This is a genomic window from Arthrobacter sp. TmtSoilC77, from assembly GCF_059739415.1.
This window is the reverse complement of the sequence record NZ_AP046050.1, coordinates 2934506-2948899: the sequence shown is the minus strand read 5'-3', so window position 1 is coordinate 2948899 and position 14394 is coordinate 2934506. Positions and strand designations below refer to the sequence as shown.

General features: G+C 61.3%; 13 protein-coding genes. 10 read left to right on the top strand and 3 right to left on the bottom strand.

Annotation, left to right across the window (positions count from 1 at the left end):
* Positions 1–11: 11 nt before the first annotated feature.
* Positions 12–578, top strand: a complete 567-nt coding sequence (gene rsmD / locus AC6I99_RS13590; RefSeq protein ID WP_224164595.1) for a 16S rRNA (guanine(966)-N(2))-methyltransferase RsmD — start codon at positions 12–14, stop codon at positions 576–578.
* Here the strand turns inward: rsmD and AC6I99_RS13585 are convergent.
* Both AC6I99_RS13585 and AC6I99_RS13580 read right to left on the bottom strand, forming a co-directional pair.
* Complete coding sequence (locus AC6I99_RS13585) at positions 575–1369, bottom strand: spermidine synthase (protein ID WP_497947046.1); 795 nt, start codon at positions 1367–1369, stop codon at positions 575–577. The two genes, rsmD and AC6I99_RS13585, sit on opposite strands and share 4 nt — an antisense overlap.
* On the bottom strand, positions 1366–2616 hold the full coding sequence (locus tag AC6I99_RS13580) for an aminotransferase class I/II-fold pyridoxal phosphate-dependent enzyme (RefSeq protein WP_497961105.1): 1251 nt from the start codon (positions 2614–2616) through the stop codon (positions 1366–1368). Before AC6I99_RS13580 ends, AC6I99_RS13585 begins: the two co-directional genes overlap by 4 nt.
* 35 nt (positions 2617–2651) lie before the next feature.
* Between AC6I99_RS13580 and coaD the strand changes: the two genes are divergently transcribed.
* The 9 genes from coaD (at position 2652) to AC6I99_RS13535 (ending at position 9324) form a co-directional block, all read left to right on the top strand.
* Positions 2652–3134, top strand: a complete 483-nt coding sequence (gene coaD / locus AC6I99_RS13575; RefSeq protein WP_223933289.1) for a pantetheine-phosphate adenylyltransferase — start codon at positions 2652–2654, stop codon at positions 3132–3134.
* 183 nt (positions 3135–3317) lie between these two features.
* Positions 3318–3845: a YceD family protein gene (locus AC6I99_RS13570; RefSeq protein WP_224090813.1), complete on the top strand. Its 528-nt coding sequence runs from the start codon at positions 3318–3320 to the stop codon at positions 3843–3845.
* A 33-nt stretch (positions 3846–3878) separates the two neighbouring features.
* Complete coding sequence (rpmF, locus tag AC6I99_RS13565) at positions 3879–4082, top strand: 50S ribosomal protein L32 (RefSeq protein ID WP_011775139.1); 204 nt, start codon at positions 3879–3881, stop codon at positions 4080–4082.
* A 23-nt stretch (positions 4083–4105) separates the two neighbouring features.
* Entirely contained in the window at positions 4106–4816 is a 711-nt protein-coding gene (rnc, locus tag AC6I99_RS13560) for a ribonuclease III (RefSeq protein ID WP_216923862.1), read from the top strand.
* 19 nt (positions 4817–4835) lie between these two features.
* A complete protein-coding gene (mutM, locus tag AC6I99_RS13555) occupies positions 4836–5792 on the top strand; it encodes a bifunctional DNA-formamidopyrimidine glycosylase/DNA-(apurinic or apyrimidinic site) lyase (RefSeq protein ID WP_497961104.1) in 957 nt (318 codons plus the stop codon).
* Between the two features lie 46 nt (positions 5793–5838).
* Positions 5839–6273 carry a hypothetical protein gene (locus AC6I99_RS13550; RefSeq protein WP_224090809.1) on the top strand — a complete coding sequence of 145 codons (435 nt, stop codon included), beginning with the start codon at positions 5839–5841 and terminating at the stop codon, positions 6271–6273.
* Positions 6270–6962, top strand: coding sequence for a hypothetical protein (locus AC6I99_RS13545; protein WP_497961103.1), 693 nt, complete (start codon positions 6270–6272; stop codon positions 6960–6962). Before AC6I99_RS13550 ends, AC6I99_RS13545 begins: the two co-directional genes overlap by 4 nt.
* Positions 6963–6970: 8 nt before the next feature.
* Entirely contained in the window at positions 6971–8290 is a 1320-nt protein-coding gene (locus AC6I99_RS13540; RefSeq protein ID WP_497961102.1) for an MFS transporter, read from the top strand.
* The gene (locus tag AC6I99_RS13535; protein WP_497961101.1) at positions 8287–9324 is read left to right on the top strand and encodes a TolB family protein; all 1038 of its coding nucleotides are present in this window, start codon (positions 8287–8289) and stop codon (positions 9322–9324) included. The genes AC6I99_RS13540 and AC6I99_RS13535 overlap by 4 nt, the downstream gene beginning before the upstream one ends.
* A gap of 227 nt (positions 9325–9551) precedes the next feature.
* Here the strand turns inward: AC6I99_RS13535 and AC6I99_RS13530 are convergent, their stop codons facing one another.
* Complete coding sequence (locus AC6I99_RS13530; RefSeq protein WP_497961100.1) at positions 9552–14297, bottom strand: DUF4082 domain-containing protein; 4746 nt, start codon at positions 14295–14297, stop codon at positions 9552–9554.
* Positions 14298–14394 lie beyond the last annotated feature (97 nt).

Below are 14394 nucleotides of genomic sequence, written 5' to 3'. Positions count from 1 at the left end.
GGAGAGGCGCTGTGAGCCGGATCATTGCCGGAGTTGCTGGTGGGAATCCGCTTACGAGCGTGCCCGGGACCGCAACGCGGCCCACTACGGACCGTGTTAAGGAAGCACTGTTTTCCCGGCTCGAGTCTTTGGCTGTCATCGATGATTCCCGGGTGTTGGATCTCTATGCCGGTTCCGGAGCCCTGGGTGTGGAAAGCGCCAGCCGGGGCGCCCGCAGCGTGGACCTGGTGGAATTCGATGCCAAGGCCAGTGATGCCTGCCAACGCAACGCGGATTTGGTCAACCAAATCCTGGGCGGCAAGAAAGTTTCAGTCCATCGGTCCAAGGTGGAGTCTTTCCTGGAGCGCGCCACAGCACGCGATGTGTGGGACCTGGTGTTCCTGGATCCGCCATATCCGCTGGACGAACCAGCGTTGAGTGCCGTGCTGGCCAAGCTGTCGCCCCACTTGGATGAAGGGGCGGTCGTGGTGGTGGAGAGGTCGTCCAGGAGTGCCGAACCGGACTGGCCTGAAGCGCTGGAATGTTTCGCTGACAAGAAGTACGGCGAGACCAAGCTGTGGTTCGCTGAACCCTCCTAGCCTGAAATTCTGTCCAGGTCCACGCCATGGAGGACTGTTGCCGGGTGTGGGCCGCGCGAGAGTAGCGCGCTGGTCCACGCTGCCGGCCATGGCGTTCGGGTGCCCACAAGGATGATGTTGCCGGGGTAGCGCCCCGCGAACATTCCCGTCTCGGCAAATGCGATAACGTCCGCCATGGCTTGCCGGAGGGCTTTTACCTGGCTTCGCACCAGGGTTAGCGCCGGTTCGTCGCCGACGTTCACGATCAGTACGCCGTCTGGCCGCAAGCGGGCAGCGGCCTCTTCGTAGAACTCCCTGCACGCGATGTGGGCTGGTGCTTCCGGCCCGGAGAAGATATCAAGGATGACGACGTCGAACTCCACGTTGGCGGGAAGTTCGGCCAGCGCCTCGCGTGCGTCGCCTATATGGGTGTACAGCCGCGTGCCCGCCGGCATGGGCAGCTTTTGCAGGACGAAGTCCAGCAATTCGCGTTCGAGTTCCACCGCATACTGGTCTGAACCTGGACGCGTTGCCTGGATGTATCGGGCCAAAGTCAGGGCGCCGGCGCCGAGGTGGAGCACGGAGAGTGGCTCTCCAGGCTCTGCGGCCAGATCCACCACATGAGCGATCCGGCGAAGATATTCGTAGAAGATCTCCGCGGGGTTGGCCACGTTCACGTGGGATTGTTCAGCACCACCGATGCTGAGGATGTAACTGCCTTCAATGAGCGTATCGGCATCAACAGTGGCGTGCTGCCCTGTGGTCCGCAGGAAACGCGTGGCGTGATGGCGGCCGGAGTCGTTGCGATTCAGAGCAGGTCCTTAAGTGCGGACAATCGTTCGGCCGCTTCTTCCAGGACGCTGGTTTTCTTGCAGAAGGCGAAACGCAACAGGCTGCGGGTTCGCTGCGCTCCTTCAGGGTGGCAAAAAACAGGAACCGGGATCGCGGCGACACCTACCAGGCCTGGCAACCGGCGTGCCAGGTCCACGGAGTCCTTGATGCCCAGTGGTTCTGTGTCGACGTTGACGAAGTACGTACCGCGTGGCGTGAAGACGTTGAATCCTGCAGCGCGAAGGCCCTCAGAGAGGATGTCGCGTTTGTGGCGAAGCGTTTCGGCTATCCCGGTGTAGAACGTGTCGGGAAGGGCAAGTCCCACCGCGATGGCGCTTTGGAACGGCGTGCCCGAGCTGTATGTCAGGAACTGTTTGACGGTGCGGACGGCGGCAACCAGGTCCTGGGGGCCGCTAAGCCAGCCGATTTTCCACCCGGTGAAGGAGAAGGTCTTTCCTGCAGAGGAGATTGTGAGGGTCCGTTCCGCAGCCCCAGGCAAGGAAGCGACTGGAATATGTGTTACGCCGAAGGTGAGGTGCTCGTAGACTTCGTCGCTGACAATGATGGCGTCGTACTTGATGGCCAGCTCAACCACCTTTTCCAGGACCTCCTGGGGGAAAACGGCGCCGGTGGGATTGTGCGGGTTGTTCAGGAGCACCACCCTGGTCCGGCTGCTGAAGGCCTCTTCCAGCCTGGCGGGGTCCGGAAGGAAATCCGGGGCCGCCAGGGGAGCGGTGACATGTTGTGCCCCCGCCAATCCGATGATGGCTCCATAGGAGTCATAGAACGGTTCGAAGGTGAGGACTTCGTCACCGGGCTGGACGAAAGCCAAAAGCGACGCCGCTATGGCTTCGGTGGCGCCGGTAGTGATGATGATTTCCGTTTGCGGGTCTGGAGTGAGTCCATAGAACCGGAGTTGGTGTTCCGCGACAGCTTCGCGCAACTCCGTGGTGCCCTTGCCGGGTGCGTATTGGTTGGCTCCTGCGGCGATGGCTGCCTGCGCTGCGGCTTTGATCTCCGTGGGCCCGTCCTCGTCGGGGAAGCCCTGTCCGAGGTTGATGGCGCCGGAGGATATTGCCAAGGTGGTCATCTCCTCGAAGATGGTCACTCCGAGGTTTCCGTCAGGCGAAAGCAGGTTGGCGCCGGTGGCGGCCCGCTGCCACGGCGCGGAGGCCTGGCCCGGTGTATGGAGCGGTAAAGTCCTGCCTGCTGATGACATGTCAGCCATGGTATCCCGGCGAAGCTATGGGGTAGGTTCGTGTCATGAGACGTGCGGTATGCCCTGGATCCTTTGACCCTATCCACAACGGACATCTCGAAGTCATCGCGCGGGCAGCGGGCCTGTTTGACGAAGTCATCGTGGCCGTGTCCACCAATTACGCCAAGAAGTACCGCTTCAGCCTCGAAGACCGGATGGAGATGGCCCGCGAGACGCTGGCATCCTTGCGAGGCATTATCGTTGAGCCGATGGGGGAGGGGCTGTTGGCCGAGTACTGCCGCCATCGGGGTGTTTCGGCAATCGTGAAAGGCCTGCGCTCGTCCTCGGACTTTGACTACGAATTGCCGATGGCCACCATGAACCGTCAGCTGACCGGCGTCGAAACCGTCTTCCTGCCGGCAGAAGCGCACTATGTCCACCTTTCGTCCACCTTGATCAAAGAGGTCAACGTATTGGGCGGTGACATTTCGGATTTCGTACCGAAATCTGTGTTGAAGCGGCTCCTCGCTGGCGAGTCTGGAACGTAACCCTCCCGCAAGGGGGTAGTCTTGATAGGTACCTCGCAGCTTCTTGCGGTGGATCCCAGCTGAAACCGTGGCGTTCTTTGCGCGCCCGGCACCGGTTTGAGTCCTCAGGCTTGATCAGGCTAAGATGGTACGTCGGTCATATGTTCTACAGGAGTTCTCATTAAGCGAGATGCAAGTTCGCCCTTGGCGCTGGTAGTCAAGGACCTTGGACGCAGTCCAGGAACCATGCGGACACTCAACGAACATGTACCTGCGCCAAGTGACCTTGGTGTGGCGCTCATTGGCGTGAAGGAAGGCTCGGATGTCGAGTTGGATCTCCGCCTTGAGGCCGTACACGAAGGAATTCTGGTATCAGGATCCGTAATCGTCGAAGTAACCGGCGAATGCGGTCGATGCCTGGATCCCCTTGCGTATGACCTTGAAGTCAATGTGCAAGAACTTTTCTTCTATGAAGGCGTCGAGCTTTCTGACGAAGAAGACGATGAAGAGCAACGTCGAGTCGAGCACGATCTGATCGATCTTGAGCCGGTGTTGCGGGACGCAGTTGTCACTATGCTGCCGTTCCAGCCGGTGTGCCGGGAAGACTGCCAGGGCCTTTGCTCCGAATGTGGAGCACGCCTGGAAGACGAGCCGGGGCACCACCACGAGGTCATTGACCCTCGCTGGGCTGCCCTAGCTGATCTGGCTAAGACTGACCGGCAAACTGATTAGTAAGTGTTGGACTAAGAGAGAAATGAGATAGCCGTGGCTGTTCCCAAGCGGAAAATGTCTCGCGCAAACACACGCGCCCGCCGTGCCCAGTGGAAGGCAACTGCCCCCAACTTGGTCAAGACCATCGAAAACGGTCAGGTTACTTACAGCCTGCCGCACCAGGCAAAGGTCGTCACTGACTCTGCCGGCACCGCGCTGTTCCTTGAATACAAGGGCCGCAAGGTAGCAGACGCCTAATCTGCCCCATAGGCTGACAAAGGATGTCTTCAACTGAAGAGCTTCTGAAGCGTCTCGGTGTCTCCATTGACACCGAGACGCTTCGTCTTGCTCTGACACATCGCTCATACGCGTATGAGAACGGTGGGATTCCCACCAATGAGCGTCTCGAGTTCCTCGGCGACTCCATTCTGGGGTTCTCCGTGACCGATTCGCTCTACCGCGAGAACCCCGCGCTGCCTGAAGGCGAGCTCGCAAAGCGGCGATCCGCCGTAGTGAGCACGCGTGCCCTCGCTGGAATCGGTCGCGAGCTTGGCGTGGGCGAGTTCATTTACCTCGGGCAGGGCGAGAAGCTCACCGACGGCAAGAACAAGGCCTCGATCCTCGCGGATACGATGGAAGCGCTCATTGGTGCGACGTACCTCTCCAACGACATCGAAACGGCACGCCAGCTGGTGATGCGCCTTGTGGGCCCGCTCCTGAAGGACGCCGGCGCCCTTGGAGCGGGTACCGACTGGAAGACGAGCATCCAGGAACTGACCGCCAGCCGCCAACTCGGAGCAATCCACTATGCGGTGGAAGGCTCGGGCCCGGATCATGCGCGTACGTTCGAGGCCGTCCTGAACATTGGTGGGACTCCTTATGGCCGCGGCGCCGGCCATTCAAAGAAGGAAGCCGAGCAGGAGGCTGCCGCCGATGCCTGGCGTGCCCTGACTGCCCTGGACCAAGCTCCTGCCGGACCCGCTTCCGCCTGAAGCCGAGTCCACAGACCCAATGCCTGAACTTCCCGAAGTAGAAGTGGTTCGCCGTGGCCTGGCCCGCTGGGTCCGGGGCCGGACGATCACCGGGGTTGACGTCCTTGACTCCCGCTCCATCCGCCGGCATGCCCTTGGCACAGACGATTTCATCGGCAATCTTGAGCATGCCACGGTGATGGACGTCGTCCGCCGCGGTAAGTTTCTTTGGATGCCGCTCGCCATGGACAGCCTGGGTTCCGTTGGCAGCACCCTGCCCAAGGTAGCGCTCATGGCTCATCTGGGGATGAGCGGACAATTGCTCATGCAGGACCCCCATGTCCCTGACGAGAAGCATCTCAAAGTCAGAATCTCCCTTAGCCCGGTGGAGGGCATGCCGGAGCAACTGCGATTTGTGGACCAGCGCATTTTCGGTGGCCTGTTCGTGACGTCTCTGGTGCCAACTCCCGACGGCGGCCCTGGAGGCTTGGGCGAAACGCCGTTGCCTGAGATCGCTGATGAAGCCTCCCACATTGCCCGGGACCCGCTGGACCCTTACTTTTCCTTCGAGGCGTTCTACCGGAAAGTCAAAAGCCGAAAGACAGGCCTGAAGCGGGCCTTGCTGGACCAGTCGGTCATTTCCGGGATTGGCAACATCTACGCGGATGAGGCCCTCTGGCGCGCGCGCCTCCATTACGCCCGGCCTACCGACACGTTGCGCCGAAGCGATGCTGCCCGGCTTGTGCAGGCTGTGGAAGACGTCATGAACGCGGCACTGGCGGCCGGAGGCACGAGTTTTGATTCTTTGTACGTGAATGTCAATGGCGATTCGGGATACTTCGCCCGATCGCTCAATGCCTACGGACGTGCGGGTGAGTTGTGCAGCCGTTGCGAAGCAGCAGGCCTGCACAGCATCATCAAACGTGAGCAATTCATGAACCGCTCTTCCTACACGTGTCCGGTTTGCCAGCCACGACCACGAAACGGGCGTTGGTAGGGCCAAAACTGTTCCGGAATCCGGATCGCAATGGCAGACTGTCCCCATGAAAAGCTTGGCGGTTCGGATCGCCATCGCACTGGTTTTCAACGCCATCACATTGTGGGTGGCGTCAGTTCTTCCCGGGGTCCGTTTGGGAGCCGGGTTTCTTTGGGCCGTCGTGGTGTTCACGGCGGCCACGCTTTTGGTCAAGCCGTTGATCCTGGCCTTTTTCCATCACCGTCACGTCCAGCGGGCCGAGCGGCGTACGTGGCTGGTCACCAAGGTCCTGACGGTGCTGGCCGGGCTGCTGGCCACTTTCGCCATCCTTGTGGTGACAAGCATCTTTTCCAATGGGTTCACCATCAACGGCATCTTCGGCTGGATCGCGGCGACAGTGGTGATCTGGCTGGCATCCTTCATTTACGATTTCGTCGACGACGGGCTGGAGGCCAAGGCCCATGAGCTCCTTGGCGGCGCGGCAAGTCCGGGCAAACCATGATGGCGCGGCGACTGGTGATTGCGGGCATCTGCCTCGCAGTGCTGATTGCCGCCGTAGCTCTCGTGCTGGACCAGATGGCTTCGAAACCCGGACCTGTTACGGCCCAAAGCCCGGCATCCTCGAGCTCTGGTGCGAACCCCTCGAACGGCTCGGCTTCCGGCAGCGCCAGTGCACCTCCCTCGGGCAGTCCGACGTCGGGCAGTTCCGCAAGTGGCCCGGCGGACGGTGGAGGCGACGGCGGAACAACAGCCAAGCCACTCGAGGTCCTGCCCCCGGTCACATCCACACCCACCGGGCTGCCGGAGCCGTCTGCACCGGCCCCACTTATCACTGGCCCGCTCCCGAAACCCGGCACAGCGAAGGGCTCACTGGTGGAGGGCTGGCCGAGCAGCGTTGTGGCCATGCCGGCCGGGACCACAGTGGGCTCCACCAGCATCTCAACCTCCGGCAACGTCCTGCAGTTGACTGCCGACGGAATCGTGGGCACCCCGCAAGAAGACGTTCTGGCCGCCTTCCGCCAATCCTTGGTCCCTCAAGGCTTCTGGTCCGAGGATGCGCCCGCGCCGGATGGAGCCGTCGCCGCGAGGTTCGTGCGTGGCACGGACACAGTGACGGTGTCGGTTTCGGTGACCGGAACCGGCGTTTCACGCTTCCAGCTTTTGGGCAGCCTGCACACGACGGCGGACTAGGGGCACGCATGTACATCTCACTTTCGGATCGCAGCGGTGGCAAACGGGAAAAGCCCCGCGGAGCCACGACGGCACTATCCAGCGAGGTGCCGTTTCGTTTGTCTCCGGTCATCCTGTGGCTAGGCCTTGTCAGCATGGTGACGGACGTGTCGTCCGAGTCCGTGACGGCAATCCTCCCGCTGTATGTGACAGGATTTCTGGGCCTGTCAACCATCGCTTTCGGATTCATTGACGGCATTAACCAAGGCGCGAGTGCAATTGTCAGGATCGCGGCGGGTTGGGCATCGGACCGCAGCGGACACCCGAAACGGATCGCATTGGCCGGCTATGGGTTGTCCATGCTCGCCAGGATAGGTTTCCTGTTTGCAGGAGGGTTCTGGGCCATTGCAGCCATTGTGACCGGGGACAGGATCGGCAAAGGCATTCGCACGGCTCCACGTGATGCGCTGATCACTGTTTCAGCGCAACCGGAACACTTGGCCCGTTCCTTTGGCGTGCACAGGATGTTGGACAACATTGGAGCGGCCGCAGGGCCAATGATTGCCTTCCTCGTGTTGCTGTTGATCCCCAATGGGTTCAGCACCGTTTTTGTGGTGTCGTTGGCCTTTGCGGTCATCGGCGTAGCAGTTCTCGGTCTGGTGGTGCCGGACCTTCGGGCGGATGGGCTAAAAGGGATTGAAGCGAACAGCGGTGCCGAACAAACAGCCGGCTCCCGGAAGAAAGGCCCCCGGCTCTTCGCGTTCTCGTGGAGCCACTTGCGGGAGCCGGGCCTGGGCAAGCTATTGATTTCTGCGGGTCTCCTTGGGTTGCTGACCATTGGTGATGGTTTCATCTACCTTGTTTTGCAGGATCGGGATTCCTTTGCAGTGCAGTGGTTTCCGTTGCTTTTCGTCGGCACCAACATTGTGTTCCTGGCGTTTGCGATTCCGCTGGGGCGGCTGGCCGACCGGGTGGGCAGGGTACCGGTCTTCGTGGGAGGCCACGTCGCGCTGCTTGCCTGCTACTTCCTGGCGGCGGCGCCTTTCGGTGGAATATGGAGCACCGTGGGCTGCCTGATCCTTCTTGGCGGGTTCTACGCAGCCACTGACGGTGTGCTGGCGGCACTGGCCAGCCAGTTGACTCCATCGGGGAAGCTGGCTACAGGCATCGCCTCTGCACAGACAATGGTTGCGCTGAGCAGGATGACAGCCTCGGCCGGTTTTGGCGTTCTCTGGTACGCAGTAGGAGCCTCCACAGCCATGGTTGCGGCCGGAGCGTTGTTGGCATGCGCCGTGGTGGCGGTCGTCTTCATCCTTCCTGGGGCAAGGCCAAAGCTGGGCAGCGAATGAGCACTACCTTCACTGGCGGGAGGCTGCGGTGGGCCATCCTCCTTGCGGTAACGGCGGTGGTGCTCGCTGCGGCGGGTATTTATGCGGTTGGCGCCTACCAGCGGTTTGAGCAGAGCCGCACTGCCGCGCCGTCCGTAGGGGTCACTGCAGGCCAGCCGTTGCCGGATGTTCCGTTCGTCCTTTTTCGGAACACGGCAGGCGGACAGGGGTACGGTAATGCCGCTACCGTAGCGTTGTCCTCGCCTGACGGAACGCGCGCGGTGAGCGAACAGGCCTGCGACAGGGTCTACGGAACCGTGTCCACGGTAATTTGCCTCAAAACGAACCGTGGCCTCGTAACCGCCTTCGAAGCCGCCGTCCTGGATCGTGACTGGCAACAGCAACGGGCATGGCCTGTGCCGGGGATACCGAGCCGCACGCGGATCAGTGCGGACGGCTCCATGATTGCAACCACTGTCTTCGTCACAGGCCATTCATATGCGACTGCAGGGTTCTCCACCGCTACTGAAATCAACTTCACTGCGGGTGGTTCAGGTGGTTCGGGGAACCTGGAGGACTTCGCACTGATAGTCAACGGCGAGCGCTTGCAGGCCACGGACAGAAACATTTGGGGGGTTACCTTTGCACCTGGGCAAAGCGACGTCTTCTACGCCACTGCGGCTTCCTCCGGGCGTATCTGGCTTGTTCGTGGCAGTTTGTCGGCCAAGACCCTGACTGCGGTCCACGATAACGTCGAGTGCCCGTCCATCTCACCGGATGGCACACGGATTGCCTACAAGAAGAACGACGCCGGGCCGTTGACTGCGCACTGGAAAGTCGCACTGCTTGACTTGGCTACGGGACGGGAAACTGTTCTTTCGGAGAAGCGAAGCGTGGATGACCAAATCGAATGGTTGGACAACCAAAACCTGCTTTACGGATTGGCCGACGAAAATATCCCAGGTGACAGCAATATCTGGAAGCTGGGGACGGATCCGGCGTCACAGCCCAGCCTGTTTATCCCCCATGCGTGGTCGCCCAGCGTAGTTCGATAAACCCAGCGTAGTTCGATAAACCCAGCGTAGTTCGATAAACCCAGCGTAGTTCGATAAACCCAGCGTAGTTCGATAAAGACGTAGCCCGCTGAAGGGCTGCGCTGGGTTGATGCTTAAATGCCGACGTCCGGCCCTGGAGTTCAAGGGGGCCGGACGCCGGCAGATCGGGGCGGGCTTAGCGCATCAGCAGATCCTCAGCAGATTCCAAGGAGGCCGCTCGCCTGGGCTCAGGCCGGAGGGGTCGTAGTGGTGGAGTAGACCACGTCCACAAAGTAGTTCGTGGCATTCCAGGAACTGCTTGGCATTGCTCCAGAGGCACCATAGCGGTACAGGCCGTTGTCCGGTCCGGAAGCCGTGAAGACGCCACTGGTCCACGTTTGGTTGAAGAAGCCGGTGGTGTAGGAGTATCTGCCATTGGGTGCCCGGTAGGACACCACGTATCTCTGACCGGCCACCAGCGCAACTGGTGTGGACAGTGTGGCTGTTTGCCATCCAGTAGCCGTCTCGTTGACGAAGGTCACTTGTGCCAGGCGGGTGCCGGACGCGTTCCACAGCGACCCAACATGGGTCCCGGTATTCCCGGTGCCTTTATAGAAACGAATGCCTGTCACGTTGCCTGCCTGGGAAACGGTGAATGCGGTCCCCAGTTCCACCGCTTTCGTTTCCGAGGCCGAGGCCACTTGCGGTAGCAGCGACCCAAAGATGGTGGACTGTTGCACGGTGGGGCTGGCTGTAGTGAACTGCCAGCTGGTCGGCGGCAGGGTTTGACCCTGTTGCGAAACCACGTTCGTCACGCTGACGGATACCGACGCGCTGCTGGGCAGGGCCGTGGTCGGCGTAAACGTCACCGTCCGGCTGTCTGCGGACAACGCGGTGGTGCCCGCTACGGATGCGCCATTGGCAGTCAATGCCATCGACGCTCCGGACCGGATAGCCGAGGACAGCGTTATCGAGGGTTTGACGTCGGTGGGGATGCCCGTAGCGCCAGGTGCCGGCACCTGGGCCGTGACCGTCAGTGGGGGTTCGGGCACCGTGAGCACCAGGTCCACCAGATAACTTGCTGTGGAAGGCACGTTCGGGAAATCGCTACTGTAAGAGAACGCTCCTGCGTCTGAAGTGGTTCGCAGGGGTCCACTGGTGAGACCTTCACCGAAGCCGTTGGCCGTGTAGGAGTACTTGCCGGTCGGCGACTTGTAGGCCACCACATATTCAGTGTCAGCGGCAATATTGACTGGTTGGCTGAAGGTTGCCGTCTGCCAACCCATGCTCGACTCGTTGGTAAACGTGACCGATGCAAGGAGCTGTCCGGCACCGGAGTAGAGCGAACCCGTATGCGTCCCGGTGTTTCCAGCGGACTTGTAGAAGCGGATGCCCGTGACCTGTCCTGTTGTGTCACTGGAGAAGCGGACGCCCAGCGTCAGCGGTGCACCATCGTCAACCTCGGCAGTCGTCGGCGTGACGCTGTCCTGGTACAGGGTGCAGGGGCACGAGCCCGGTATGCGCGGAGCTGGAACTGTGGTGAAGGTCCAGGTGCCTCCGGTCAATTGCTGCCCGGAGGCAGACGATGTCGCAGCCAGAGTGGCCGTGTATGACGTACCAGTGGCGAGAGGCGAGGCAGGGGTGAATGTCACCTGGCGCGTTGTTTGGTCATAGCTTGTTGTTCCAGCTACGGCGGCGCCACTGGCGGTTTTCACTCCGAGCGTGACGCTTGACGGTGTGGCTGCTTCGGACAGTACGGCGCTGACCTTGCTGTCCAGCGGGACACTGGACGCGCCAGGCAAAGGCGACTGTGCGCTTGCCGTGAAGGCAGGCGGTGGAATCATGGCCACGACGTCAACCAGGTAGCTGGCGGTTGAACGGGAAGCCGGGAAGCCTCCGCTGTACGTGTAGGCACCAGCATCCGAGTCTGTGCGCAAAGGTCCAACACTCATGCCTGAACCGAAGCCGTTGGTGGTTGCGGAGTACGTGCCCGTCAGGGACGTGTAGGACACAATATAGTCCGTGTTGGCAGCGATCTGGACAGGCTGGCCGAAGATCGCTGTTTGCCATCCGGAAGCACTCTCATTGGCGAAAGTGACTGTCGCCAGCTGTTGTCCGGACGCGGTGTACAGCGCCCCGTTGTGGGTGCCGGTGTTGCCGGCCGACTTGTAGAACCTGACGCCCGTGACTTCGCCGGCCCTGATGCTGGAGAAACGCACGCCAAGAGTTAGTGGAACTCCGTCCCGGATCTCGGCAATGCCGGGTGTAACGCTGTCATCGAAGAGACTGCACGGGCAATCCCCGGCGACCGGCAAGGTTGCCGCCGTTGTGAAGGACCAGGTTCCACCGGCAGTTACTGATCCGCCGATCGAATCGGTCCCTGTCAGGGTTGCCGTGTACGTCGTGCTGAAGGCCAAGGCAGATGACGGCGTGAACGTCGCCCTACGCGTGGCGGAGTCGTAAGCCGTGGTGCCCGCCACGGTGCCGGAGGAGGACTTCAACGTCAGCTGGACGCTGGATGCAGTAACCGGTTTGGAGAACACGGCACTGACTTTGGTATTGACGGAAACGCTGGAGGAGGACGGGTAAGGCGTTTGTCCGGAAACCGTCATCGGCGTGGTGTCAACCGTGCTGAAAAGGGCGTCAACGAAGTAGTGGCCGCCGTTGTGGCTGGCGATCGGGAATCCCGAACCGCTGTAGACGCCCGCAGGCTGGGCACCGAAGCCGCCGGCAACTGTCAACGGCGCATCCGTCCAGCCACTGTAGGCCCATTGGTATTCCTTGCTGGCATAGTGGCCGTTCGGGGCCCAGTAAGAAACCGTGTAAGTTTGCCCGGCTGCCACAGGGACGGCCTGGCTGAAGAGGACCTGCTGCCAACCGGACGTTGTTTCGTTGCTGAAAGTGGCCGTGGCCAGGCGCTCGCCTGAGCCGCTCCAGAGCGAGCCGATGTGCGTGCCTGTATTGGCCTGGCTCTTGTAGAACCTCACGCCCGTGACGAAACCATCCACAGTTGGCGAGAACCGCAGTCCCAGTTCATAGGCCCCGGCGTCGCCTGAGTCCTGGATGGCAGGGACAGTCTGGCCGAAGACGCTGTAGGGGCCGGTAATGGTGAGGTTCCGGGTGGAAGCGGCACCAATGTTGGCGCTGTCATCGATGGCCCGGACCTGGACAGTGGCCGCTGAGAGGCCTTTCTGGATGTAGGTGTAGGTCCAGTTCTGCTTGCCTTGGGCCGGGTGCCACGTAGTGCCACCGTCCGTTGACACCTCGACGCCGGCCACGACGCCGCCGCTGTCTGAGGCAGTACCGGAAACGGTAACGCTTGTTCCGTGGGCAATGGAGGCAGCGTTGGCGGGTGCGGCAATGGAGACGGTTGGCCCGGTTCGATCCGTGCTGGCCGTTGCGGCGACGATGCCCGCTGCCCGTGTGGCGGGTTGGGCACCCATGTCTGCCAGCAGGTTCGCTTGGGCCTGCCGCATCCGGGGATCGGCCGCTGCGCCATCGCCGTCGTGTTCCTGGTCCAGGCCCCAGGTCCACTGGACGCTGCCGGCAGAGAACACCAAGGCACCGCTGGGGGCACGGTAGAGAGTCAGATGATGTGTGGTGCGGCCCGGCTTAACGGTATTGCCGAAGTCCTGCAGGTACTGGTCAACGTTCCCAACCGTGGTGGACAGCTGGATGAGGCCCGCTGGCCGGAAGCCATTGTCCAGGTCCTCGTTGGACTCATATCCGATGGTGTGGGGGGCCAAAGCCGCCGAGGAACCTGCCGGCAGCGACGTCAGGGATGTATTACGCCACAGCCTCGTCTTCCCTTCCTCGGCCGAGACGGTCACGGGCAGGTCAGTGTAGTTGGACATGTATAGAGTTCCGGTAAGCCCGTTCTCCGGTAAGCCCGCGCCAGCGCTTTGCGAAGCAAACCGCGGGTCACGCCACGTGCCGGTCCACTGGGTACTGGGGTCGCTCTTGGTGTTGGCCCACGTCTCCTTGTAGCAGGTCAAAGTGCGGCCGGCGCCCCCATCAACCGTGGACGCCTCGAAACGCGTGTGCCAGTACATCTCATTGCCGGAGAGGAACTGCAGGTTTACGCCCGCGTCCCTGGCTGCGGTGACGGCAGCGCGTTGCGGGCCGGACCAGTATTCATCATGGCCCACCGACAGGAAGACCTTGTGATTAAGCAACTGGGCGCCGCTGCGGTCCGTATCCAAGCCACTTATGTAGCTGACGTCGTAGCCATTCTGTTCCAGGAAGCGAACCATCGGATACTCGTTGGCGAAGTAGAAGTCCCGTCCGCCAATCCCGCCACGGGTGTCCATGGGACGGTTGTAACTGAGTTTGTACGCCCTGCCGTTGGCCGCGCCCTGGTAGAAGTTGGAGCCGCCGTAACCGTTGTACGCCTGCCATGTTGTGTCGGAGGTCTGGAAGACGACGTCGGAATGGTTGCCATCGTTTCGGACAATGAACGTGATGTGGCTCTGGTCTCCGTTGTCAGGCCGCGTCAGGAGAGCAATGTAAATGCCCGAGACAGCCGTCGAGGGAACCTGCCAGGTCGCTGAAACAGCCCAGTTGCCACAGTCATAGAGTTCGGTAGTCAGGTCACTGATGCACTGGGGCTGGTTCTGCCGCAGTACCGACGGCGTCACGTTGGCGATCTTCCGGGCTCCATCACCCCCGTACCAACCTGTGCGATAGATGGCAATGGTGTAGTTGGCGGCGTTCGTATCGATCTTGAACTTGATTGGCTGCCCGGCGTTGACACTGATCTCCGTGGAAAATCCCTGTATCCCGGCGTCGCCCGCCCCGGCAATGTCCCACTCCGATGGGGGACTTCCGGGTTTGGAGTTTTCACACACCACAGGATTCATCCCGGGGTCGCAAGGGCCCGCTGCGACGGCCGCCGGTGCAGTTAGAGGCAGCAAAGCTGCAACCATGGCAATCACCAAAGGCAAGAGGAAGCCTTTGAGGACTTGCTGTGGTCGGGTAGCTGAAGGACCGGTCATCAGAACTCCTGGAGTGGTACGCCAATTGCGAATATGGGTCCGCGTCTAGCGCACGGTCCCTGCTTGCCGCTCCCCAGCCAGGGTCAAACCAAGATCT